Annotated in this window: 19 protein-coding genes; 8 read left to right on the top strand and 11 right to left on the bottom strand. The window is 41.0% G+C overall.

The window, feature by feature from the left end:
- Window positions 1–148 precede the first annotated feature (148 nt).
- The 7 genes from rraA to priA all read right to left on the bottom strand — a co-directional run bounded on the left by rraA (window position 149) and on the right by priA (window position 8,136).
- Complete coding sequence (gene rraA, locus AACV01_RS08440; protein WP_004246419.1) at window positions 149–667, bottom strand: ribonuclease E activity regulator RraA; 519 nt, start codon at window positions 665–667, stop codon at window positions 149–151.
- A gap of 108 nt (window positions 668–775) precedes the next feature.
- On the bottom strand, window positions 776–1,693 hold the full coding sequence (locus AACV01_RS08435; RefSeq protein WP_020946557.1) for a 1,4-dihydroxy-2-naphthoate polyprenyltransferase: 918 nt from the start codon (window positions 1,691–1,693) through the stop codon (window positions 776–778).
- 98 nt (window positions 1,694–1,791) lie between these two features.
- On the bottom strand, window positions 1,792–3,132 hold the full coding sequence (gene hslU / locus AACV01_RS08430) for an HslU--HslV peptidase ATPase subunit (RefSeq protein ID WP_004246417.1): 1,341 nt from the start codon (window positions 3,130–3,132) through the stop codon (window positions 1,792–1,794).
- A gap of 12 nt (window positions 3,133–3,144) precedes the next feature.
- The gene (gene hslV, locus AACV01_RS08425; RefSeq protein ID WP_004246416.1) at window positions 3,145–3,675 is read right to left on the bottom strand and encodes an ATP-dependent protease subunit HslV; all 531 of its coding nucleotides are present in this window, start codon (window positions 3,673–3,675) and stop codon (window positions 3,145–3,147) included.
- Between the two features lie 110 nt (window positions 3,676–3,785).
- A complete protein-coding gene (gene ftsN, locus AACV01_RS08420; protein WP_004246415.1) occupies window positions 3,786–4,580 on the bottom strand; it encodes a cell division protein FtsN in 795 nt (264 codons plus the stop codon).
- A 70-nt stretch (window positions 4,581–4,650) separates the two neighbouring features.
- The gene (gene cytR / locus AACV01_RS08415) at window positions 4,651–5,682 is read right to left on the bottom strand and encodes a DNA-binding transcriptional regulator CytR (RefSeq protein WP_004249710.1); all 1,032 of its coding nucleotides are present in this window, start codon (window positions 5,680–5,682) and stop codon (window positions 4,651–4,653) included.
- Between the two features lie 252 nt (window positions 5,683–5,934).
- The gene (gene priA / locus AACV01_RS08410; protein ID WP_004249709.1) at window positions 5,935–8,136 is read right to left on the bottom strand and encodes a primosomal protein N'; all 2,202 of its coding nucleotides are present in this window, start codon (window positions 8,134–8,136) and stop codon (window positions 5,935–5,937) included.
- Between the two features lie 203 nt (window positions 8,137–8,339).
- Here priA and rpmE point away from each other — a divergent pair, with 203 nt between their 5' ends.
- Window positions 8,340–8,552 carry a 50S ribosomal protein L31 gene (rpmE, locus tag AACV01_RS08405; RefSeq protein WP_004246411.1) on the top strand — a complete coding sequence of 71 codons (213 nt, stop codon included), beginning with the start codon at window positions 8,340–8,342 and terminating at the stop codon, window positions 8,550–8,552.
- 577 nt (window positions 8,553–9,129) lie between these two features.
- Window positions 9,130–9,381, top strand: a complete 252-nt coding sequence (locus tag AACV01_RS08400; RefSeq protein WP_237585006.1) for an ArsR family transcriptional regulator — start codon at window positions 9,130–9,132, stop codon at window positions 9,379–9,381.
- Between the two features lie 133 nt (window positions 9,382–9,514).
- Here the strand turns inward: AACV01_RS08400 and metJ are convergent, their stop codons facing one another.
- Window positions 9,515–9,832, bottom strand: coding sequence for a met regulon transcriptional regulator MetJ (gene metJ, locus AACV01_RS08395; protein ID WP_004246409.1), 318 nt, complete (start codon window positions 9,830–9,832; stop codon window positions 9,515–9,517).
- Between the two features lie 285 nt (window positions 9,833–10,117).
- Between metJ and metB the strand changes: the two genes are divergently transcribed.
- The 5 genes from metB (at window position 10,118) to ppc (ending at window position 17,716) form a co-directional block, all read left to right on the top strand.
- Complete coding sequence (gene metB / locus AACV01_RS08390; RefSeq protein ID WP_017628678.1) at window positions 10,118–11,278, top strand: cystathionine gamma-synthase; 1,161 nt, start codon at window positions 10,118–10,120, stop codon at window positions 11,276–11,278.
- Between the two features lie 9 nt (window positions 11,279–11,287).
- A complete protein-coding gene (locus AACV01_RS08385) occupies window positions 11,288–13,726 on the top strand; it encodes a bifunctional aspartate kinase/homoserine dehydrogenase II (RefSeq protein ID WP_161682698.1) in 2,439 nt (812 codons plus the stop codon).
- Between the two features lie 122 nt (window positions 13,727–13,848).
- Complete coding sequence (locus AACV01_RS08380; RefSeq protein WP_004246405.1) at window positions 13,849–14,367, top strand: TIGR00645 family protein; 519 nt, start codon at window positions 13,849–13,851, stop codon at window positions 14,365–14,367.
- Window positions 14,368–14,445: 78 nt separating this feature from the next.
- Window positions 14,446–14,607: a hypothetical protein gene (locus AACV01_RS08375; RefSeq protein ID WP_004246404.1), complete on the top strand. Its 162-nt coding sequence runs from the start codon at window positions 14,446–14,448 to the stop codon at window positions 14,605–14,607.
- A gap of 472 nt (window positions 14,608–15,079) precedes the next feature.
- The gene (gene ppc, locus AACV01_RS08370; protein WP_004246402.1) at window positions 15,080–17,716 is read left to right on the top strand and encodes a phosphoenolpyruvate carboxylase; all 2,637 of its coding nucleotides are present in this window, start codon (window positions 15,080–15,082) and stop codon (window positions 17,714–17,716) included.
- A gap of 56 nt (window positions 17,717–17,772) precedes the next feature.
- Here ppc and AACV01_RS08365 read toward each other — a convergent pair whose 3' ends face one another.
- From AACV01_RS08365 to proP, 3 genes are read right to left on the bottom strand one after another with little or no spacing between them, the layout of a single operon-like run.
- Window positions 17,773–18,756, bottom strand: a complete 984-nt coding sequence (locus tag AACV01_RS08365; RefSeq protein ID WP_161682696.1) for a glycosyltransferase — start codon at window positions 18,754–18,756, stop codon at window positions 17,773–17,775.
- Window positions 18,757–18,795: 39 nt separating this feature from the next.
- Window positions 18,796–20,226 (bottom strand): deoxyribodipyrimidine photo-lyase, encoded by a 1,431-nt coding sequence (gene phrB, locus AACV01_RS08360; RefSeq protein WP_161682694.1) that lies wholly within the window; start codon window positions 20,224–20,226, stop codon window positions 18,796–18,798.
- 10 nt (window positions 20,227–20,236) lie between these two features.
- A complete protein-coding gene (proP, locus tag AACV01_RS08355) occupies window positions 20,237–21,739 on the bottom strand; it encodes a glycine betaine/L-proline transporter ProP (protein WP_161682692.1) in 1,503 nt (500 codons plus the stop codon).
- A gap of 768 nt (window positions 21,740–22,507) precedes the next feature.
- Here proP and AACV01_RS08350 point away from each other — a divergent pair.
- Window positions 22,508–23,521 (top strand): LysR substrate-binding domain-containing protein, encoded by a 1,014-nt coding sequence (locus AACV01_RS08350; protein ID WP_004246397.1) that lies wholly within the window; start codon window positions 22,508–22,510, stop codon window positions 23,519–23,521.
- Window position 23,522 lies beyond the last annotated feature (1 nt).

Genomic DNA, 23,522 nt, shown 5'->3' with positions numbered 1-23,522 from the left:
CGCTCAGGGAAGGTTTGTTCAAATTACAAGCCATGTGGAAGGCTACAAATTTGCTAACTCTTTTGAACTGGACTTGTGATCAAGAGACTGCTGATAAAGTGGCTTTTGTCGCTTTATGCGTTATCTTTGTTAATAAGAGAATGGTCTATTATTCTTCTAATAAATCATCATCTAAATCGTCATCATCTAAGCCTAAAGGCTCTTCAGATAAGATAATGCCAGTATTATCAGCATAAAGGTAATCACCGGAGAAGAAAGTAACACCACCAAAGTTTACGCGGATATCACTGTCGCCGATGCCTTCACTTGGGCAACCTGCAGGAATGGCAGCCATCGCTTGAATGCCTAAATCAAGCTCAGATAAAGCGTCCACTTGGCGTACTGCACCATAAACAACAATACCTTCCCATTCGTTGAGTACCGCCAGTTGCGCCAATTCAGCGTCGACTAGCGCTTTGCGGACAGAGCCTCCGCCATCAACTAATAGAATACGATCTTTACCGTTTTCTTCTAGTAAGTCATAAAGCAGACCATTATCTTCAAAACATTTGACAGTGGTAATTTGTCCACCAAAAGAGCTACGACCACCAAAGTTTGAGAAAAGCGGTTCTACGACATTGATATCTTCTTGATAGATATCACAGAGTTCAGAAGTATCATATTTCATAGGATTTACGTCAGGTTGCCTCAGGAAAGTCCAGTATATCCCTTAACAGGGGGTGTTGGCAAAAGACTCACTGACAATTCAGTGAGTCAAATCAACAATAGCGGTAAATTACTCTAAAACTAAACCTAAAGAAAAAAGAATATTGGTTAACAGCGCCGCTTTGACCATATGTTCAAGCAGTGGTCGCATGGCTTCGCCACTAAGATCGGCATTAACGCGTTTAATATGCAGTAATAGCATCGGTACGGCTAATAAAAATAGCCACGCCGTCCAACGGTGCATATAAATCAGGGTGAACACAATCAAACAGATAATGGCTATGGCAATCACGCAGGTGTGGTAAATCCGTGAGCCAGAAGCCCCCAAACGCACCGCTAAGGTATTTTTACCGGCTTGAATGTCGTTTTCAAGATCACGCATATTGTTAATGTTAAGTACTGCGACCGAGAGCAGTCCGCAAGCGGTGGCAGGCAGTAGTGTCACAATATTAAAAGCATTAGCTTGCAAATAATAAGTGCCAATCACACTTAGCCAGCCAAAGAAAATTAATACCGAAATATCGCCCAATCCCATATAGCCATAAGGGCGTTTCCCTACGGTATAGGTAATGGCAGCCACGATAGCCAATAAGCCCATCACTAAAAAGCCAATAGCATCTTCGGGTTTTTTACATGCGACAATTATTAAGGCGATACCTGAAACACAGGAGATAATTACATTGATAATTAAGGCTTTTTTCATTTGAGCAGGGGTGATCACCCCTTTTTGCATTCCACGCAGTGGCCCTAATCGCTCTTCAGTATCTGTCCCTTTAACGGCATCACCATAGTCATTCGCTAAGTTAGAGAGAATTTGTAGTGTGCCAGCAGTTAAAATCGCCAGTAACGCAATAGGTAGCTCAAAATGACCCGTCCAATACGCTAAGGCGGAGCCTGTCACAATAGCAATTAACCCTAAAGGTAGGGTTTTGGGTCGTAAACTTTCAAGCCAGGCTTGTGTCCGGCTAATGGAATGTTGAGCGCTCATGCTGAAATTCAATACTCATGTTCGTTGTTATTATAAAAATAAGAATGGGAGGCAAGCCTCCCACGTTAATATTGCTGATTAAGGATCGCATAAGTTGATTATAAAATAAATCGACTCAGATCTTCATCTGCTACAAGCTCATCCAAATGCTGTTTCACATATTCTGCATCAATAAGAATAGTTTCGCCTTGACGTTCACTCGCATCATAGGAAATTTCTTCCATTAAACGCTCTAATACCGTATGTAGACGACGTGCACCGATGTTTTCAGTGGTTTCATTTACACGCCATGCAGATTCAGCAATTTTGCGAATACCGTCTTGGCTAAAGTTAATGCTTACCCCTTCGGTAGCCATTAATGCTTGATACTGTTTTGTTAATGATGCATTTGGCTCAGTAAGGATACGTTCAAAATCTTCTGCAGTCAGTGCTTGTAGTTCAACACGAATAGGCAGACGGCCTTGTAACTCAGGAATTAAGTCAGAAGGACTAGAGACTTGGAATGCACCTGAGGCAATAAACAGAATATGATCTGTTTTCACCATACCGTGCTTAGTGGATACGGTGCAACCTTCTACCAGTGGTAATAGGTCACGTTGTACACCTTCACGAGAAACATCAGGGCCAGAGCTTTGACCACCACGTTTACAGATTTTATCTACTTCATCAATAAACACGATACCATGTTGCTCAACTGCATCGATGGCTTGTTGTTTTAACTCTTCAGGATTAACCAGTTTAGCGGCTTCTTCTTCGACAATCAGTTTAAACGCTTCTTTGATTTTCATCTTACGCGCTTTTTGCTTTTGTCCCGCTAAATTTTGGAACATGGATTGTAATTGATTAGTCATCTCTTCCATGCCTGGAGGTGCCATAATTTCAACCCCCATTGGGGTGGCCGCTAATTCAATTTCAATCTCTTTGTCGTCTAATTGGCCTTCACGGAGTTTCTTACGGAACGCTTGGCGCGCTGCTGAAGGCTCTGAGGATGATGCCGATTCTGTGACTCCCCAGTTATTTTTGGCTGGTGGGATCAGTACATCAAGAATACGCTCTTCTGCCATTTCTTCAGCACGGTAACGATTTTTTTCAATCGCTTGGCTACGTACCATTTTAACAGCAGAATCAGTTAAATCGCGGATAATAGAATCGACTTCTTTACCTACATAACCCACTTCAGTGAATTTTGTGGCTTCGACTTTGATAAAAGGTGCATTGGCTAATTTTGCTAAGCGACGTGCAATTTCAGTTTTACCTACCCCTGTAGGTCCAATCATCAAAATATTTTTTGGGGTTACTTCATGACGCAGCGCTTCATCAAGCTGCATGCGACGCCAGCGGTTACGCAGTGCAATAGCAACCGCACGTTTGGCCTTATCTTGACCAATAATAAATCTGTCGAGTTCGCTGGCAATTTCGCGAGGAGTCATTTCGGACATGCTCTCAAATCCTTACTCTTTTGAAGAGATTTCTTCAAAGTTGACATTATGGTTGGTGTAGATGCAGATATCACCGGCAATATTCAGTGCTTTTTCCGCAATTTCGCGTGCACTTAGATCGGTGTTTTCTAACATCGCTCTCGCCGCTGCTTGTGCATAAGGGCCACCAGAACCAATTGCAATCAGATCGTTTTCTGGCTGCACAACATCACCGTTACCGGTGATAATCAAAGATGTTGTTTCGTCTGCCACAGCCAGTAATGCTTCTAGTTTGCGTAACATTCTGTCTGTACGCCAATCTTTCGCAAGTTCAACAGCGGCTTTAGTTAAATGGCCTTGATGGAGCTCTAATTTACGCTCAAAAAGTTCAAAAAGCGTGAAAGCATCAGCAGTGCCGCCGGCAAATCCCGCAATCACTTTGTCGTTATAAAGACGGCGTACTTTGCGAACATTGCCTTTCATGACGGTATTACCCATCGTCGCCTGTCCATCACCACCGATTACGACTTGGCCATTACGGCGAACACTTACGATTGTAGTCATGAGTCAGCCCCTGGTTTATCAATAAAAAGAAGTGGGTTGTGCTTTAATATCAGAAAAAACACAGCCCATTATGTGAATTAGATTTATAGGTGGGGGAGAAATTTTATTTTTCAACCCCCCGCAGTACGAAGAATACAACCTGATACACCTGCGCCTGCAGCTTGACGGCTTAGCGTATTGGCTTGCTCTTTATTAAATGGGCCAGATAAAACGCGGATCCAGCCGTCATTTCCTTTGGTCACACGGCTTTCGATACCGGAAAATGCTAAGGTTGCGCGTACAGATTCGGCTTGTTCATTGGTTTTAAATGAACCGCATTGGACTAAAAATCGCGCTTCAGTCGTCGCAGGTTTTGGTGTCGTTATCGCAGGTGCAGGCTCCTGTTTTACCGGTGCTGAAGGTTGCGAGGGTTGTACCGAAGGTGCGGTAGTTGTCGGTGGGGTAATGACAACCTGTGAACGTGGTACTTCACCGTTATAAGGCACTTCTGGTAACTCTACCGCCGGTTGACGTTTATCCGCTTCAATTTGTTGTAAAAAACGTAATTGCTCCGGTGAAAGTGTCGCTTTCGGATTAATCTGGCTCCCTGAAGAGGTCGCTGGTGGCTGTAATGGGTTCCCCACCTGTCGATTCTCGAGCTCTTTGATATATTGCCAACGCTCTTGCGGTTTAGGTGGTAAGTTGTTAGTTGGTTGTTGCCCTGCACTTGATGACGTTGGTTCGACAACCTCTTTTTTATTATGGGTAATAAAATAGAGGCCGCCAACAAATAGCGCCACAAGCGCAATTGCTACAATAAGTGTGGTTAAAGGCAACCCACTGGCCGCCTTTTTACCTTTGCCTTTCGTTGTCTTTTTACGACGAGCAGATGACTGTCCTCGTCCCACATAGTCTCGTTGTGCCACAGTTCGATTCGCTGATAATTAAATGAATAGGTATCACAACCGATATGTTACTTAACATAGTGTCTTTTGCCTAGCTTTTAAGCCGACAGACACTTTCTCTTACTATTAACTCACAATCTAATAGGCGAGAGCCGGGTGCAACAGGTCTACCTTGTAACTGATCAAGCAGTAACAACATGGATTGACGACCAATTTGGTAACGTGGCTGTTCCATGGTGGTTAATGCAGGCTCGCTATAGCGTGTAATATCAAGGTTATCGAAGCCAATCACAGAGAGATCGTCAGGTAATTGTAAGCCAAGTTTTTTAGCCTGCCACATCACTCCAATCGCCATAATATCGCTATGACAGAATACCGCTGTCGGTGGTTCAGGTAACGAAATTAACTTTTTCAGACTTTCTGCACCGCTTTCGTGGGTAAAATCACCTCTAATAATATAATCTTCGCGTAGAGGGACACCTGTTCTACGCATAGCTTGAATATAACCTTGTAAGCGATAACGACATAGTGGCATATCTTCAGGGCCAGTAATACAGGCAATACGCTTATGTCCCATCTGTTGTAGATAATGGGTGGCTCTAAAAGAAGCAGTCAAATTATCAATATGAACGGTTGGCAATTCAAGCTCTGGCGCAAATTCATTTGCCATGATCATAGGAGGAAGATTTTTTTGCTCTTCTTTAGAAACATCAAAAGGGATATGAGAGCCAAGCAGTAACATGCCGTCAATCTGCTTAGTAATAATTAAATTAATAAAGGCATTTTCATGTTTTTGTTGGTGTTTACAGTCACCAATTAACACAAGATAGCCGTGTTGAGCTGCGGTTTCTTCAATGCCACATACAACATCTGTAAAAAAGGGATCACTGATGTTAGGGACGATCACGAGGATCGTTTTTGACTCGTTACGTTTCAGGTTTTTTGACAAATTATGTGGGTAATAACCCACGTCAAGAACAGCTTGCTCAACTTTTTGACGGGTTTGTGAGGATACTTTTTCTGGATTCATTAATGTGCGTGACACCGTGGCTGTTGACACGCCAGCAGCAAAAGCAACATCTTTCATTGTTGCTTGTGCGCTCTCTTTATTATTCTGTTGCAAACCCCATACCTCCGTACTGATGGTTTGGTTAAACGATTGCTTTTTTGTTGCAAAAAAACCGTCGTTGTCCAAAATACAAAGATGCGACGGTTTTTTAATTCAAGAAATATTCTAAATTGTTATTTTACCCACTTTTTGAATAGATACTGTTACCTAGTTTGCATAAAAAGTGTGATACCAATCGTTTTTATGAGGTAGTTCGCAAAATTGATAAATAGTTTTGAATTATAAGCGCGCTAAATATCAGTAGGCTTAGCAATCAGTTGGATCAACATCAATATTCCATTTCACTTTTTTACTCTCAGGAAGCGCCACTATCTGAGGATAAGTAACAGACATTAACTTTTGTAAATAACCCCTTGAAGGATGTTGCAATAATAGTTGCCAACGGAAATTTCCTCCTCGTTTTGCCTGAATGGCCGGAATGGGGCCCATCACCCATAAATGACTATCTCTCATCGGATGTTGCTCGAAGAACTGTTTAAGCTGGCGTAAAAACTGGGGGGCTTTTTGGTTATTATGATCTTCAGAGCGGATCATAATATGGCTGGAATAAGGGGGTAAAAAGGTTGCTTGTCGCTCTTGTAACGCCTCTTTAGTAAAAGCATCATAGCCTTTTTCTAACAGCGTTAATAATAGCGGGTGATCGGGTTGGTGAGTTTGTAAATAGACGGCACCTTGTTTCCCAGCTCTTCCTGCACGACCTGATACTTGAGTATAAAGCTGAGCAAAACGTTCAGCAGCACGAAAGTCACTAGAAAATAAAGCACCATCAACATCAAGTAGCGCCACCAGCGTAACGTCTGGGAAGTGGTGACCTTTAGCCAACATCTGTGTGCCAATTAGAATACGTGATCCACCTTGATAGATGTCTTCTAGTTGTTGCTCTAATGCTCCTTTACGACTGGTGGTATCTTTATCAATACGGGTTATGGGGGTATTAGGAAATAACTCGCCAATGCCTTGTTCAAGTTGTTCTGTGCCCAATCCTACTGGCATTAAATTAGTTGAACCACATTGAGGGCATTGTGATGGAATACGACGTTGGCTATCACACTGGTGGCAACGTAGCATGCCGTGTTTTTGATGTAAGGTATAATAGTGATCACAGCGAGGGCATTCGGCAATCCAACCACACTCATGGCAGAGTAACGCAGGCGCAAAGCCACGGCGATTTAAAAACAACATCACTTGGTTACCGGCATTAAGATGCTCTTTTATGGCTTTAATGAGTGTTGGAGAGAGTCCGGTTGTGAGCGGTTGCCCTTTTAGGTCGATTAAATGCTCTGTGGCAGGTTTAGCATTTCCCGCTCGTTGCGTTAACGTCAGTTGTTGATATTTTTTTTGTGCAACGTTATAGCTGGTTTCAATCGATGGGGTGGCTGTGCCCATCACGATAGGAATATTTTCTTGCTTGGCGCGAAAGACCGCTAAATCCCGTGCATGGTAACGCCAGCCATCTTGTTGCTTATAAGAGCCATCATGCTCTTCATCAATAATAATAATCCCTAATTGCTGAAAAGGGGTGAGCAATGCTGAGCGCGTACCGATAATAATGGCATTATCTCCCCGTTTCGCTCGTAGCCATACCGCAAGGCGTTCCGTATCGTTGAGCCCAGAATGAAGAACATCGACGGGGGCATTAAAACGTGCTTTAAAACGGCGAATGGTTTGTGGGGTCAAACCTATTTCAGGGACTAAGATCAGTGCCTGTTTACCTTGAGCGAGAATAGTTTCAAGTACACTGAGATACACTTCTGTTTTACCAGAGCCGGTGATCCCCAATAATAACCAAGGCGAAAATTGGTCTGCTTGTGCCGTGATAGCACCAACAGCAACCGCCTGTTCGGCATTAAGTTTAAATCGTTCGCCTTGTACGGCAAAAGTGCTTTGCCACTGTATAGGGGCGGGTTGAATAGGACGTAAATCCGCTAATGCTTTCTTTTTTAAGTTATTTAGTGTCGCTGTTGTAATTTCATATTCATCTAACTGGTGGCGATACAAAGGGGCACGGCGTAATGCCGCTAAAGCTTGTTGTTGCTTTTTAGCGCTTTTTAGACTGTTAAGATCAAGCGCTTCTCCCTCTTGAGTGGCATACCATTGCCATAAGGGCGTAAATTCAGCCGGTTTCCCTTGTCGTAGTAGAATTGGCATCGCATGAAAGAGAACTTCACCTAAAGGATAATGATAATAAGCACTTGCCCAATTAAGCATATCCCATAAGATCCCCGGAAACAGTGTCTCTGTATCAAGTACTTCTTCAATAGGTTTCAGTTTTTCAATGGGAAACTCACTGTGTGAACTAAAACCTTTAACAATACCGATAGAGCGACGCTGTTTGCCAAAGGGAACGACCACGCGACAACCTATTGTTGGCATGGCACAACCTTCTGGAAGCAGGTAGTCAAAGGAAGAAAACAGTGGTACAGGTAATATTACCTGAACTATAGTCATATCAGGGTTTCCGAGTGTTTTAGCGAAAAGATAGTATTAAGAATATCACAAAAAGTGTGCAGATTTCATTGCGCGTTTGGCGGATATTCTGTATGATCCGCCCCCTTTGGTAGATAAAATACCAAACAATTTAATTCAATCAACACGACGTGTGGTGTTCGGCTGAGGGCTGAATAGCGACACGGCCTTAGCAGAGGTTTTCCATGAAAAAAGATATTCATCCTAAATACGAAGAAATTACTGCAACTTGTTCTTGCGGTAACGTTATGAAAATCAACTCCACAGCAGGCCACAACCTGAATCTGGACGTTTGTGATAAATGCCACCCATTCTATACTGGTAAACAACGTGATGTTGCAACCGGTGGTCGTGTTGATCTGTTCAACAAACGTTTCAAAATCCCAGGCAGCAAATAAGATATTTGTTACCACAACTTTTCAGGTAACACTGAAAACGTGTAGGGAAAACGGAATTGAAGAAAGCCCAAAGTATTTGCTTTGGGCTTTTTGTTATTGTGTATCGTCCAAATTATGGTCACTTTGTATCACACTTTAACCGCTTGATTTTTTTATTGATAGTAAGCTTCCCTATCTCTATTCATCACCTAGCGTGATCTCCCAATGATAAAATAACATATCGAATATACCTCAAAGCGATAGCGCTCTTTTGTATGCGTTTTTTATGTAATATCGTCGCCAATGTTCGCGCTTTTAATAGTGACAAGACAGATCACAGCTATTCATAATCCTATTCACTTATCTATTCATTAACCTATTTATAAGTAGCGAATATCATGACACAACGAGCAGAAGTTATACGAAAAATACTACGTAATGGATCTGAGTCAGCAAGGTAACTAGCTAATATTATGAATATTAGTCAGCTAACCCTGTCTAGAGCATTAAAAATGTTGTCTAATGATATTGTTCAAATTGGCTCGGGTCGTTCTATTCACTTATCTATTCATTAACCTATTTATAAGTAGCGAATATCATGACACAACGAGCAGAAGTTATACGAAAAATACTACGTAATGGATCTGAGTCAGCAAGGCAACTAGCTAATATTATGAATATTAGTCAGCCAACCCTGTCGAGGGCATTAAAAATGTTGTCTAATGATATTGTTCGAATTGGTTCGGGTCGTTCTATTCAATATGCTTTACGTGATGGTTTGCGTGGCTTCAACTCTGTAACTATTTATCGCATAAATGAAGAAGGTAAAATTAAATTGTTGGGTAAATGACACCAGCTTATCCAGCCGGTTTTGTTATGAAGCGAGTTCGCGTATCTCTCGTCTAGAGTAATGCACAAATTGAAGCCCAAAGTGTTGGCTTTGGGCTTCTGGTTATATTTTTGCTATCAAAAATAATTTCTGATCAATATTCCCAAGTCTCGGGATCAACACCCCGCTGGCGCATTATTTCTTTTGCCTCTTCAGGGATTTCATCGTTACGCTCTTTGCGTAAGTCTTCATCATTGGGGAGAGGCTGTCCGGTAAATGCGTGTAAAAATGCTTCACACAATAATTCACTATTGGTGGCATGTTTTAGGTTATTGACCTGACGACGAGTGCGCTCATCTGTCAAAATTTTTAGCACTTTCAATGGGATTGAAACTGTAATTTTTTTGACTTGTTCGCTTTTTTTACCATGCTCAGCGTAAGGGCTGATATATTCACCGTTCCATTCAGCCATGGATTACCTTAATTAATATCATTTAGTTGAAGCCAGTTTAGGGTTGATGCCCTATTCTGACGAGCCATGCCAGTTTATCATGACTTTTCTAAAACCACCGACTGTTACTGGCTAAAGGTGTGAGAAAAAGCAATAGTTACCTGGCGATATCCTTAATATTTATATTATTCCATTTGTTGGTCTATCCGTAAAGGAGTTTAGATGTCTAGATGTATTGACGTCTTGGTGTCTAATTGGATATGCTGTAAGCGACTTTTCCACTTAGCGCTGTAACAAGGTGTCTGTATGACGAAGAAAACCGCAACCATTGCCATTCACAATGGGCTTAATGAAGATAAGCAATATGGCTGTGTTGTACCGCCAATCTATCTTTCTAGCACCTATAATTTCTTAGCATTTAATCAACCTCGTGAACATGATTACTCTCGTCGGGGCAATCCCTCGCGCGATATGGTGCAAAATGCATTAGCAGAGCTTGAAGGTGGGGTGGGAGCAGTTGTTACTAGCAGTGGGATGTCAGCAATTCATTTAATTTGTACGACTTTTTTAAAACCGGGTGATGTCATTGTGGCGCCCCATGATTGTTATGGGGGCAGTTATCGTCTGTTTAATAGTCAGCAGCAACGTGGTGCTTATCGTGTGGTATTTGTTGATCAAAACGATGAGCAAGCGTTACAACAGGCGTTGGCATTAGCGCCAAAAATAGTATTTATTGAAACACCTAGTAATCCATTATTGCGCATCACTGATATTGAGAAAATAAGCCAATTAGCTCACCAAGTTGGGGCGTTGGTGGTGGCGGATAACACCTTTATGAGCCCGGTATTGCAAAAGCCATTGGCTTTAGGGGCTGATTTAGTGGTGCATTCTTGCACTAAGTATCTTAATGGACATTCTGATCTTGTCGCGGGTGTTGTGATTAGTCAGTGTAGGAAACAGCTTGAGGATTTAAGCTGGTGGGCAAATAATATTGGTGTTACTGCTGGGGCGTTTGATAGTTATTTGTTATTACGAGGGATCAGAACCTTAGTACCACGAATTCGATTACAACAAGAAAATACTCAAGCATTGGTGGATTATCTACAAACACAACCCTTAGTGGATAAAATTTATTACCCAGCACTAGAACATCATGTCGGTCACGTGATAGCGAAAAAACAGCAACAAGGTTTTGGTGCGATGTTAAGTTTTGAGTTAAAAGGGGGGATTGAGACAATTAAATCCTTTTTATCTCATTTAACACTCTTTACACTGGCAGAGTCTTTAGGTGGTGTAGAAACATTAATTTGTCATCCGGCGACCATGACACACGCAGGAATGTCTGAAGAAGCGAGAAAAACCGCTGGGATCAGTAACGCTTTATTGCGCATTTCCGTGGGGATTGAGGATAGTCTGGATCTCATCAACGATTTACAAAATGCGTTTAATGCAGCAACGAAAAGGTAACCATGGATCATGAGCGTAGTGGCGATTAAACAACAGGCGCAACCAACTTGCCGTCAGTTACATAAATTCGGTGGTAGCAGTCTTGCAGACATAAAATGTTATCAGCGAGTCGTGAATATCATGACAAATTATAGCCAACCTAATGATTTAATGGTGGTTTCTGCAGCAGGTTCGACAACAAATCAGCTGATTAACTGGTTAAAACTGAGTCAAAGTGATCGTATTTCTGCCCATCAAGCTCAGCAAGAATTACGTCGTTATCAGCTATCCTTGATTGAAGGACTATTACCAAAAGAGCATGCACAAGCTCTTTCACAGGCCTTTATTGCTGATTTAGAAAGACTAAGTTACTTACTTGATAAGCCGATAACGGATGCAACTTATGCTGAAGTCGTTGGTCATGGTGAAATTTGGTCAGCGAGATTAATGGCAAGCTTATTAACGGAGCAGGGTTTACCTAGTGTGTGGTTAGATGCGCGAGAGTTTTTATGTGCAGAGCGCGCCGCACAGCCTCAAGTTAATGAAGCCTTATCGCGTCCTTTGTTACAATCACTGCTGGCTAAATATCCTCAATGTCGCTTTGTGGTAACGGGTTTTATTAGTCGTAATCAACAGGGTGAGACGGTGCTATTAGGCCGTAATGGTAGTGACTACTCAGCGACCCAAGTAGGTGCTTTAGCGGATGTGGGTAAAGTGACCATTTGGAGCGATGTTGCAGGGGTTTATAGTGCCGATCCCCGAAAAGTGAAAGATGCCTGTTTGCTACCGTTATTACGTTTAGATGAGGCGAGCGAGCTGGCAAGATTAGCGGCACCCGTTTTGCATACACGCACACTACAACCCGTCTCAGGGAGCAATATCGATTTACAATTACGTTGCAGTTACCAACCAGAGCAGGGTTCAACTCGAATTGAACGGGTATTAGCATCTGGCACAGGGGCAAAAATTGTCACTAGCCATGATGATGTTTGTTTAATCGAGCTTCAATTAGCCGCACATCAAAATTTTGAACAAATCGCTAAAGAAGTGGATGCATTACTTCAGCGGGTACAAATTCGTCCACTGGCAACAGGTATTGATAGAGATAGTCAGTTGCTACAGTTGTGTTACACCAGTGAAGTCGCTAATAGTGCGTTAGATGTTCTGCAAGATGCGGCCTTACCGGGTAAATTACATCTGCGAGAAGGCTTTTCTCTTGTTGCTTTAGTTGGCGCCGGGGTATGTAAAAATCCACTCCATTGCCACCGTTTCTACCAACAACTTAAAGATCAACCGGTAGAGTTTATTTGGCACGCGGAAGATAACATCAGTTTAGTTGCGGTATTACGTAACTATACGGCTTCATTATTGCAAGGTTTACATCAAACATTATTCAGGGCAGAAAAACAGATTGGTTTAGTGCTGTTTGGTAAAGGGAATATTGGCTCACGTTGGTTAGAGCTGTTTGCTCGTGAACAAGAGCCATTATCTGCGCGTAGTGATTTTGAATTTATTCTGGCGGGGGTGGTAGATAGTCGTCGCAGCCTACTAGATCACCAAGGTATTGATCCTAGTCGCGCACTGGCCTTTTTTGATGATGAAGCAACAGTGCATAGTGAAGAGTCGCTTCATTTATGGATGAGATCGCATCCTTTTGATGATTTAGTGGTGGTCGATATTACCGCTAATGAAGAGCTTGCCGCCTGTTATGAAGATTTTGCCAGCTATGGTTTTCATGTGATTAGTGCGAATAAAATCGCTGGCTCAGCATCAAGTTTACGCTATCGCGCAACTCGTGATGCCTTCTCTAAAACAGGACGCCACTGGTTATATAATGCGACAGTTGGTGCGGGATTACCTATTAATCATACGGTACGTGATCTACGTGAAAGCGGTGATACGATTTTATCTATCAGTGGTATTTTCTCCGGCACATTGTCATGGCTATTTTTACAATTTGATGGCAGCGTACCTTTTAGTGATTTGGTAGAACAAGCATGGCAACAAGGCCTAACCGAGCCTGATCCGCGTATCGACTTATCAGGACAAGATGTGATGCGCAAATTGATTATTTTAGCCCGTGAAGCTGGCTATGATATTGAACCTGAGCAAGTCCGTGTTGAATCGCTGGTTCCTGCTCAAGCGCAAAGTGGATCATTAGAAGCCTTCTTTGAAAATAGCAGTGTGATTAATGAACAAATGGCACAACGTTTAGCGGCTGCCAATGAGATGGATATGGTACTGCGTTATATTGCGCGGTTTGATGCTAACGGCAAAGCGAAGGTTGGGGTTGAAGCGGTGAGAAAAGATCATCCTCTGGCATCACTATTACCGGGGGATAACCTATTTGCTATTGAAAGCCGTTGGTATCGTGATAACCCATTAGTCATTAGAGGTCCTGGTGCTGGACGTGATGTGACTGCGGGGGCTATTCAGTCTGATCTCAATCGCCTTTCTCAACTATTGTAAAAGACTATTTTCTTTTTAATCAAAACTATCAGTGATTTTTTTATTGCTGATAGTTTTCTGTGTATTTTTTTCTCTTCTATACTGAAAAAGATGATGATTAATTGTGTAGATAGAGAGGAAATATGAATAGAATTGTTGAAAAATGGATGTATCGCTCTCGTTGGTTATTTGCACCTGTCTATATTGGCTTATCTCTTGGATTGTTGGCATTAACGATTAAGTTTTTTCAGTCAATGTACGAGATCTTACCCAATATATTTGCCTTATCTGAAGCTGATTTAGTTTTACGTTTATTATCGCTAATTGATTTGGCATTAGTGGGGGGGTTATTGATAATGGTTATTTTCTCAGGTTATGAGAATTTTATTACCAATATGGAAATCGAAGGAGCGAAGGATAAACTCTCTTGGTTAGGTAACATGGATGCAGAATCGCTGAAAAATAAAGTTGCTGCTTCTATTGTTGCTATCTCTTCTATTCATTTGTTAGGGGTGTTTATGGACTTAAAAAATATCCCCGATAACAAGTTATTATGGTATGTGGTGCTACATCTGACTTTTGTTTTTTCCGCTTTTGTGATGGGCTATTTAGAGAAGATCTCTAAACGAAGTAAGCGAGCAAATAAAGCCAATCAAGGGTGATAAAATGAGAGCTACAGCACGTCGTTATTTTTAACCTTGGCTATACTTAAATCATCTCTAGTCACAAAGGAGCGATTAATGTCAAAAATTGAAAAACATGTTGATCAGCTAAAAGATAAAGCGACGGAGGTGAAGCATCGGACAGAAGAAAAATTATCTGAAGTTGCCCACGATTTAAAACATGGTGCATCTGATCTTAAAGAAAACGTAGAAAAAAAGATTGATTCATTGAAAAAATGAATGTGCTATTTGTTAACACAAGGCGCTGCATAGTCAGCGCCTTTTCTATTTAAGGGGTATCGATAGGGTGAAATTGGAGAAAAAACACCAGACAATTTATCAATATTAAAAAAATTCATCTAAATTTTTCGCCAGATAAATTTTTACTTATTTCACCCTTTCTAGTAAAAAACGCTTCTTAGACGATAAGAAACAAAAAAATGTCCTTATTATGGTTAATATTGAGCAAAAACAACGTCGATATTAGCCATTCTTATAACACTAAAGCCGTAATTAAATTTCAGAAAATTCCCCCAAAACGCTTATTTTCTGATATGAATAGTAGGCTATAAGTAAAAAGCAGTGTGGCTTATCACAAAAATCACAATAAAGTCACATAAAAAATGAAAATTAATTACACAACTGGAAGGACATGACTTTTTCTTAGTAAAAAGTATGTTGTTACCGACACAAAGCCAAGGTCAGGAGTCTTATGAATCAACAATATTCTGCTATGCGTAGTAATGTCAGCATGCTTGGCAAACTACTCGGCGACACAATAAAAGAGGCACTCGGTGAAGAAATTTTAGATAAAGTGGAATCTATCCGAAAGTTATCTAAGTCATCACGAGCAGGTAATGAAGTTCAGCGACAAAAGCTACTATTAACCTTACAAAATCTCTCTAATGATGAGTTATTACCTGTTGCTAGAGCATTCAACCAATTCTTAAACCTGACTAATGTAGCAGAGCAATACCATAGCATTTCTCCTCATGGCGAGGCGGCAAGTAATCCTGTGGCATTGGCTAAATTAATTGAACGGCTGAAAGATAAAAACTTTACTAATCAGCAACTCAAACAAGCCGTTGAACAAATTTCGATTGAATTAGTCTTAACGGCTCATCCAACGGAAATTGCTCGCCGTACGCTTATTCATAAGCTAGTGGAAGTCAATACTTGCTTATCTCAGCTTGATCATGATGATCTTGCCGATTATGAACGTACCAATATTATGCGCCGTTTACGCCAATTGGTTGCGCAATCGTGGCATACCGATGAGATCAGAAAAATTCGCCCAACCCCTATTGATGAAGCGAAATGGGGCTTTGCGGTGGTCGAAAATAGCTTATGGGAAGGTGTGCCTGCTTTCTTACGTGAATTTAATGAACAGTTAGAAGAGTCTATTGACTACAATTTACCGGTAGAAGCTTCTCCTATTCGCTTTACTTCATGGATGGGGGGAGATCGTGATGGTAACCCAAATGTTACCGCTGAAATTACCCGTCATGCATTATTACTTAGTCGCTGGAAAGCCGCCGATCTATTTTTAAATGATATTCAGGTGCTCGTTTCTGAGCTGTCTATGACAGAAAGCACACCAGAATTACGTGAATTAGCGGGCGGTGCCGATGTTGCCGAGCCTTATCGTGAAATAGCCAAACAATTGCGCACTCGCTTACAAGTGACTCGTGATTATTTAGAACAACGTATCAAAGGTCAGCAATCATTACCTCCTGAAGGCTTACTGATTGATAATTCAGCACTTTGGGAACCTTTATATGCTTGTTACCAATCACTGCATCAGTGTGGTATGCGCATTATTGCCAATGGACAGTTATTAGATACTTTGCGCCGTATCCGTTGTTTTGGATTACAACTGGTGCGACTCGATATTCGCCAAGAAAGCACTAATCATACCGAAGCGCTGTCTGAATTAACGCAATATTTAGAGCTTGGTGATTATGCTAGTTGGTCTGAAGAGCAAAAACAGACGTTTTTACTGACAGAACTTAACTCTAAACGCCCATTGATCCCTACTCATTGGCAACCGAGTGAAGCAACTAAAGAGGTATTTGAAACCTGTCGGGTAATTGCTGAGTCACCAAAAGATTCTATTGCTTCTTATGTGATTTCCATGGCGAAAGTCCCTTCGGATGTATTAGCCGTTAAACTATTATTAAAAGAAGCAGGGGCAGATATTCGTTTACCGGTAGCACCATTATTTGAAACGTTAGAAGACTTAAATAACGCAGAAAGTGTGATGACCCGTCTGTTTGATATTCCGTGGTATCGCGATTTAATTGATAACAAACAGATGGTAATGATTGGTTATTCTGACTCAGCGAAAGATGCGGGTGTGATGGCGGCATCGTGGGCGCAATATCGAGCACAGGATGCTTTAATTAAGTTATGTGAGAAATCTGGCGTGACATTAACGCTATTTCATGGCCGTGGAGGCACTATCGGCCGTGGAGGTGCGCCGGCACATGCTGCATTATTATCACAACCACCGGGTAGTTTAAAAGGTGGGTTGCGGGTGACAGAGCAAGGGGAGATGATCCGCTTTAAATTTGGCTTACCGCAAGTGACTATCAGTAGTTTGGCTCACTATGCTGGTGCGATTTTAGAAGCTAATTTATTGCCTCCTCCAGAGCCAAAAACAGCTTGGATTGAGGTTATGGATGCTTTATCTGATGTATCTTGCGAGATGTATCGTGGCTATGTCAGAGGCGAAAAAGATTTTGTGCCTTATTTCCGAGCAGCGACGCCAGAAGGTGAATTAGGTAAATTACCATTAGGCTCTCGACCTGCTAAACGTCGTCCAACTGGAGGCGTTGAAACATTGCGTGCTATTCCGTGGATCTTCGCTTGGACTCAAAACCGTTTAATGTTACCCGCATGGTTAGGGGCCGGTGCTGCTTTACAGCATGAGATAGATAACGGAAAACAAGCCGTATTGGATGATATGTGTGAGAATTGGCCTTTCTTTAATACTCGTATTGCTATGCTAGAGATGGTGTATGCAAAAGCGGATCTATGGCTTGCGGAGTATTACGATCAGCGTTTAGTCGAAGAAAATTTATGGCCATTAGGGGCGAAATTACGTCAACAACTCTCTGATGATATTAAGAGTGTATTAGCGATTTCCAAAGATGAGCATTTAATGGCGGACTTACCGTGGGTTGCTGAATCTATCGCATTGCGTAATGTTTATACTGATCCACTTAACGTCCTACAGGCAGAGCTATTGCAACGCTCTCGTACTCATAGCGAGTCTGATCCACGTATTGAACAAGCGTTGATGGTGACTATCGCAGGTATTGCTGCGGGTATGCGTAATACCGGTTAGTGGTCGCAATAGGGTTATTTTATTAGTAAAACAGCGCTAAATTTAGCGCTGTTTTTTTATCTTTTTTTCCAACGATGCCTATAAAGAACGCAATAAACACGGCAAATAAACCAACGTTGACGCCAATTTTGGGCGCCTTTATTAAGGGCTGGAAAAAGGTGATAAGTACTAAATTGCTGTGCAATGATGGCTTGGTTTTTTGTATCACAGCGTTTACGAAAAAGAATAAAGAAACTGCCAAGTTCACGTAGTGCTTGTTGGCGCAACGCGTTGGCTAATAGTGGTTGATGTTGTTTATCTGCAAGCTGCAAGAGTTGTATAACAATTTGCAAATAACTTTGTGCGCGCTTGGCTTCTTTTTGTGGATTAGGTTTACGCGTAATAGAGTTAGGATTAGCGCAATAGTAATAAAGAGGTTGATCATCAAAGCCGATACGTTGAGTGACCAGTGCAAGTTGTGTCGTCCACAAAATATCTTCATGATAAAGGCCATCAATAAAGCGTAGGTGATGTTTTTTGATTATTTCGTGGCGAATAAATTGTAACCAAACAAAATGTGGCCATTGATGTTGCGTAACGGCATGGATCACCCACTCTTGGCCGCTGATCACTTGTTGATAAGGTTGACGTTGATGGATGGTAGTTTGATGCTTTTGTGGATTATGTACATCATAGCGTTCACCATTGCCAATTAATACATCGATATGTTGTTCGCAGGCTAATTGATGCCAATGTGCCAGTAATTGAGGTTTAATAAAATCATCGCTATCAAAAAAGACTATCCAATCACCTTGAGCATATTTTAAGCCAGTATTTCTCGCGCTAGATAACCCTTGGTTAGTTTGGTGATAAAGGTGAAAACGATTATCTTGTTGGCAATAGAGCATAGCGATGTCAACACTATTATCCGTTGAGCCATCATTTATAATGATCACTTCAAAGTCGTGAAAGGTTTGGCAAAGTAGGCTCTCTAATAATCGCGTAATGCGAGATGCCTCATTAAACATAGGAACGATAACAGAAATAATCGGTGTTTTCACAATAGCCCGCCAAGGATTGAGAGATAATATCGCGCTATTTTACCTTTTTTTGGCCTCTTCATAAGACGCAATTGCAGTTACTCGTGCTTTGGCGTGATCAACAATTGGCTGTGGATAATCGAGGTAGTGACCTGTTTTGATTGCCCATTCAGAAGGAGTATGGATATAGCGATCTGGGACATCAGCAAGCTCTGGTAGCCAGTGGCGGATAAACTCACCATCAGGATCAAACTTACGTCCTTGGGTGGTCGGATTAAAAATACGAAAATAAGGCACAGCATCAGTGCCTGTTGATGCTGCCCATTGCCAGCCACCATTATTTGACGCGAAATCACCATCAATTAATTGTGACATAAAATAATTTTCCCCCCAGCGCCAATCAATTAGTAGATCTTTGACTAAAAAACTTGCCGTCAGCATACGTAAGCGATTGTGCATCCAGCCGGTTTGATTCAGTTGTCGCATCGCGGCATCAATAATAGGAAAGCCTGTTAAGCCCTGTGTCCAAGCGGTAAATTCAGTTTGGTCATTACGCCAGCGAATATTTTCTGTCCATGGTTGAAAAGCTATCTGTTTGGATAAACTCGGGTTAGCAACTATTAGATGTTGATAAAACTCGCGCCAAACTAACTCATTAAACCAAACAAATGCACTGGAATGGTTATTTTCTAAGAAATCAGGCTCTGTTTGGTAAAGGCGATTAAAACATTGGCGCACAGACACTAGGCCTATGGCAAGATAAGGGGATAATTGACTGGTTCCATCAATAGCAGGAATATCTCGCCATTTTGCATAATGTATCACCCTTTCATAGCAGAACTGTTTTAAACGCTGTAACGCTGCTTGTTCGCTTGCTGGGAACATCTTGGTTGATGATATTGGTAGTGCAAAAAGTGGTGCACTTAACGGTGAAACGGCTTTTTGGTGTGCTCTTATTTCGGGGGCTGGTAATGAAGCATTATCTTGCGACAGAAATAGCCGTAAAAATGCGGTTCTAAAAGGAGTAAAGACTTTGTACATCTCTCCTTGTTGGGTCACGACATTCCCCGGTGGCACAAAAACGTTATCGTGGTAACAATAAACCGTGGTGTTATGGGCGAGTAATTCCATTACTTTTTTATCACGGTTTTGCTCATTAAGCGCATATTGATGATTAAAAAATAGCGCAGTGACCTGATGTTGCTGACAATAATCCACAATACTTTGTGCCGCATCAGCATATGTATCACTGATGATAAGTGTCAGTGGAATATTTAATTTAGCTAGCGCATGGGAAAGATTAAGCAATGCATCATGAATAAACGCCTGCTGTGATAAAGCCATATGATGGGCTTTCCACTGTGCAGGCGTGACGGTAAAAATGGCATGCACCTGCGCCTGTGTATTTTGGCAAGCATAAAAGAGCGCTTTATTATCGGTCACTCTTAGATCATGACGGAACCAAACTAAATGAACAGGCGCTGAGTGCATGTAACCTCTCTTAATCTAATTTTGGATGTTGATCGATAAGCGCTTGGCGTTTTTTCTGTAATGCTTCAATTTCCGCTTCGATATCTTCAACACGTTGTTCGATATTGTCATAATGCTCAGATAAAATCTCTTTTGCTTCTGATTTATCTGATGCTGCCGGTGTTGCTCCGCGTAATGGTTTGTTGGCTGTTTCAATCATTTTTATACCCGTTATCAAACCGACAACAGCAACTACCATTAGATAATAGGCGGGCATATATAAATTGCCAGTCGCTTCAACTAACCAAGCCGCTGCTGTTGGTGTGGCACCAGCAATTAATACCGAGATATTAAATGCAATAGCTAAGGCACTATAACGAATATGGGTTGGGAAAATAGCCGGTAAAATAGAGGCCATCACCCCAGTAAAACAGTTTAATAAAACCGCAAGAATTAATAATCCTAAGAAAATTAAGCCGATTTCATCACTGTTAATCATCATAAAGGCCGGATATGCCAATATAAACAGTCCAACGCTACCCCCGATAACAAAAGGTTTACGACCAATTTTATCACTCAGTAATCCAATCACAGGCTGAACAAATAGCATCCCTATCATAATCGCGATGATGATCAAGACCCCATGATCGGCGGAATAATTTAAGTTATGGGATAAATAACTTGGCATATAGGTTAGCAACATGTAGTAGGTGACGTTGGTCGCAATCACTAAGCCCACACATACCGTTAAACTTTTCCAATACTTGGAAGCGATTTCTCGTAATGAAACACGTGGCGGATTTTCGATAGATTTACGATCATCGCTGTTCATTTCATCAACATGTTGTTGGAATGCCGGGGTTTCTTCTAAGGCATGACGTAAATATAAGCCAATCAGACCTAAAGGTAATGCCAAGAAGAATGGAATACGCCATCCCCACTCATGGAATGCAGCTTCACCCATAATGGTTGAGATAAGGACAACAACACCCGCCCCCATAACGAAGCCGGCAATAGAGCCGAAATCTAACCAGCTTCCCATAAAGCCCCGTTTACGGTCTGGTGAATATTCGGCAACGAAAATCGCCGCACCTGAGTACTCACCACCAATTGAGAAGCCTTGGGCTAGTTTTGCTAATAACAGTAAGACGGGTGCCCAAATCCCAATGGTGTCATACCCAGGAATAAGACCGATAGCAAAAGTACTTAATGCCATAATTATGATGGTGACAGATAAGACTTTTTGTCGTCCAAACTTATCCCCCAACATACCAAATACAACCCCACCTAATGGTCTAACAAGGAATGGGACTGAGAATGTCGCAAGTGCTGCGATCATTTGTACGCCAGGTGATGCACCAGGGAAAAACACTTGACCTAATACATAAGCCAAGAAGCCATATACACCAAAATCAAACCACTCCATTGCATTACCTAACGCTGCCGCAGTAATGGCTTTTTTAAGTTTGCTATCATTAATAATGGTTATATCATTGATTCTTAATGGTTTATTTCTTTTTTTCTTCAATTTCATATTAAGTGACCTTTCAATTAAGGTATTAGTAAATTGTTGTTATTCAATTAATAATTAAACGAAATGAAGTGACTATTTTATAGCGAGAAAAGAGAGTGGTAATAATTCACTAAAAAACAGTTTACTTCTACATAGTTAAATAGTGAGGGTGAACTAATAGCTTATGGAACACTTATTAAGTATAGATGAGGTTAAATGAAAGATTAGGGATTTTTTGTCGTTGTTTTGATATAACAAAACGAAGCCTCTAAGTAAAAAATGTGACCTATATCATAGCTGAATATGGCTTTTGTGTAAAATCCATGATGTTAATGGTTGTAAATTTGAATTAAGTTAGATGAAGATGGCGATAAAAAGCTAATAGTAAATATTATTATATAACAATGGGTTATGTTGGGTTTTTATTTTTTGATTAGAAATAATATATTGATAGTCAAATTATGCATAATAAATAGTTAATATCTGCTTTAATGTGGATGAAATCATCTATTATTCGTTGTGCTAAAACACAGAAATAAAAACAGTCATTGCTAGATTTGGTGCAGTCACTTTTCTATTCTAGCAAATAGATAAGGTAAGTCAGTGGATAATTAAGTAGATATCACTATTCTTATTAAGAGAGCAAAAAGAGAGGAGATGTCATAATATCCACTAGGCATAAGAGCAGATAATTTGAGTAATGCATTGTAGTATAAATATTAACAATAATTATTTTTATAAAATCAATAATTAACGGCATGCTTGTGCCAATTAACCCAGGTACTCCTCATGAATATTAATCAACTGAAAAGCTTTGTTGAAGTAGTGCGAAATGACTTTAACATTACGAATGCGGCAGAGAAACTCTATACTTCACAACCAACGATTAGTAAGCAACTTAAGATATTAGAAGACGAACTCAGTGTTTCTTTATTCGTCCGTAAAAATAATAATTTATTAGCACTTAGTCCTATGGGGAAAGAGGTCCATAAAATAGCTAGCGATATTCTTGGACAGGTTGATAAAATTAAAAGTATTGTGGCAGAAGAAGATCGTAATAAAAAAGTAGATTTGCACATTGCCACAACACATACGCAAATACGTTACTCCTTACCCAACGTCATTGATCATTTTCGCCGCTATTACCCTAATATTTCACTCCATTTTCACCAAGGTGCTCCTGCTCAGTTAGCAGAAATGGTAAAGAATGGCGATGTCGATTTTGCCATTGCCACAGAATCGATGCATTTATATGAAGATTTAATTACTTTGCCTTGTTATCGCTGGACTCGCAGTTTATTAGTACCTTATGATCACCCTCTTGCATCATTACCTGATGATCAACAGGTTACCATTGAACAACTTGGTCAATATCCCCTTATTACCTATGTGTTTGGTTTCACTCGAGGCTCTAAACTCGATAAAGTGTTTTATAAAAACCATCTTAAACCTCAAGTGGCATTGACGGCGACAGATACCGAAATTATTAAATATTATGTCAAGCGCCACCTTGGGATTGGTGTGATTGCCACGGTTGCTTATGATGAAATAGAAGATAGCCAAGCATTAAAGTGCATCAATATCGATCACTTAGTACAGCCCAGTTATACACATATATGTCTAAGTAAACATACGCATATGAAAGATTATATGCATGAGTTTATTTCACTCTATGCTCCGCATATTGATAGAAATATTATTCAGATGCCAGAGCAGTGGGAAACCCAGTGGCATAGCAAAGAAGTGTATCAGGGGTTACCTGATCTGATTTCGGTAAATAGCAAAGAGAAAATAATAGAATAAA

The organism is Proteus sp. G2609 (assembly GCF_963896135.1).
GTDB classification, from domain to species: domain Bacteria; phylum Pseudomonadota; class Gammaproteobacteria; order Enterobacterales; family Enterobacteriaceae; genus Proteus; species Proteus mirabilis.
The sequence above is the reverse complement of the archived record's forward strand: the minus strand, read 5'-3'. Positions and strand labels throughout refer to the sequence as shown.

Coding starts and splice junctions, on each gene's coding strand:
- AACV01_RS08375 (WP_004246404.1), top strand. CDS start 14,446: ATGTCAAAAATTGAAAAACATGTTGATCAGCTAAAAGATAAAGCGACG.
- ppc (WP_004246402.1), top strand. CDS start 15,080: ATGAATCAACAATATTCTGCTATGCGTAGTAATGTCAGCATGCTTGGC.
- rpmE (WP_004246411.1), top strand. CDS start 8,340: ATGAAAAAAGATATTCATCCTAAATACGAAGAAATTACTGCAACTTGT.
- AACV01_RS08400 (WP_237585006.1), top strand. CDS start 9,130: ATGACACAACGAGCAGAAGTTATACGAAAAATACTACGTAATGGATCT.
- AACV01_RS08385 (WP_161682698.1), top strand. CDS start 11,288: ATGAGCGTAGTGGCGATTAAACAACAGGCGCAACCAACTTGCCGTCAG.
- proP (WP_161682692.1), bottom strand. CDS start 21,739: ATGAAATTGAAGAAAAAAAGAAATAAACCATTAAGAATCAATGATATA.
- AACV01_RS08350 (WP_004246397.1), top strand. CDS start 22,508: ATGAATATTAATCAACTGAAAAGCTTTGTTGAAGTAGTGCGAAATGAC.
- rraA (WP_004246419.1), bottom strand. CDS start 667: ATGAAATATGATACTTCTGAACTCTGTGATATCTATCAAGAAGATATC.
- AACV01_RS08380 (WP_004246405.1), top strand. CDS start 13,849: ATGAATAGAATTGTTGAAAAATGGATGTATCGCTCTCGTTGGTTATTT.
- metJ (WP_004246409.1), bottom strand. CDS start 9,832: ATGGCTGAATGGAACGGTGAATATATCAGCCCTTACGCTGAGCATGGT.
- metB (WP_017628678.1), top strand. CDS start 10,118: ATGACGAAGAAAACCGCAACCATTGCCATTCACAATGGGCTTAATGAA.
- AACV01_RS08435 (WP_020946557.1), bottom strand. CDS start 1,693: ATGAGCGCTCAACATTCCATTAGCCGGACACAAGCCTGGCTTGAAAGT.
- hslU (WP_004246417.1), bottom strand. CDS start 3,132: ATGTCCGAAATGACTCCTCGCGAAATTGCCAGCGAACTCGACAGATTT.
- phrB (WP_161682694.1), bottom strand. CDS start 20,226: ATGCACTCAGCGCCTGTTCATTTAGTTTGGTTCCGTCATGATCTAAGA.
- priA (WP_004249709.1), bottom strand. CDS start 8,136: ATGACTATAGTTCAGGTAATATTACCTGTACCACTGTTTTCTTCCTTT.
- hslV (WP_004246416.1), bottom strand. CDS start 3,675: ATGACTACAATCGTAAGTGTTCGCCGTAATGGCCAAGTCGTAATCGGT.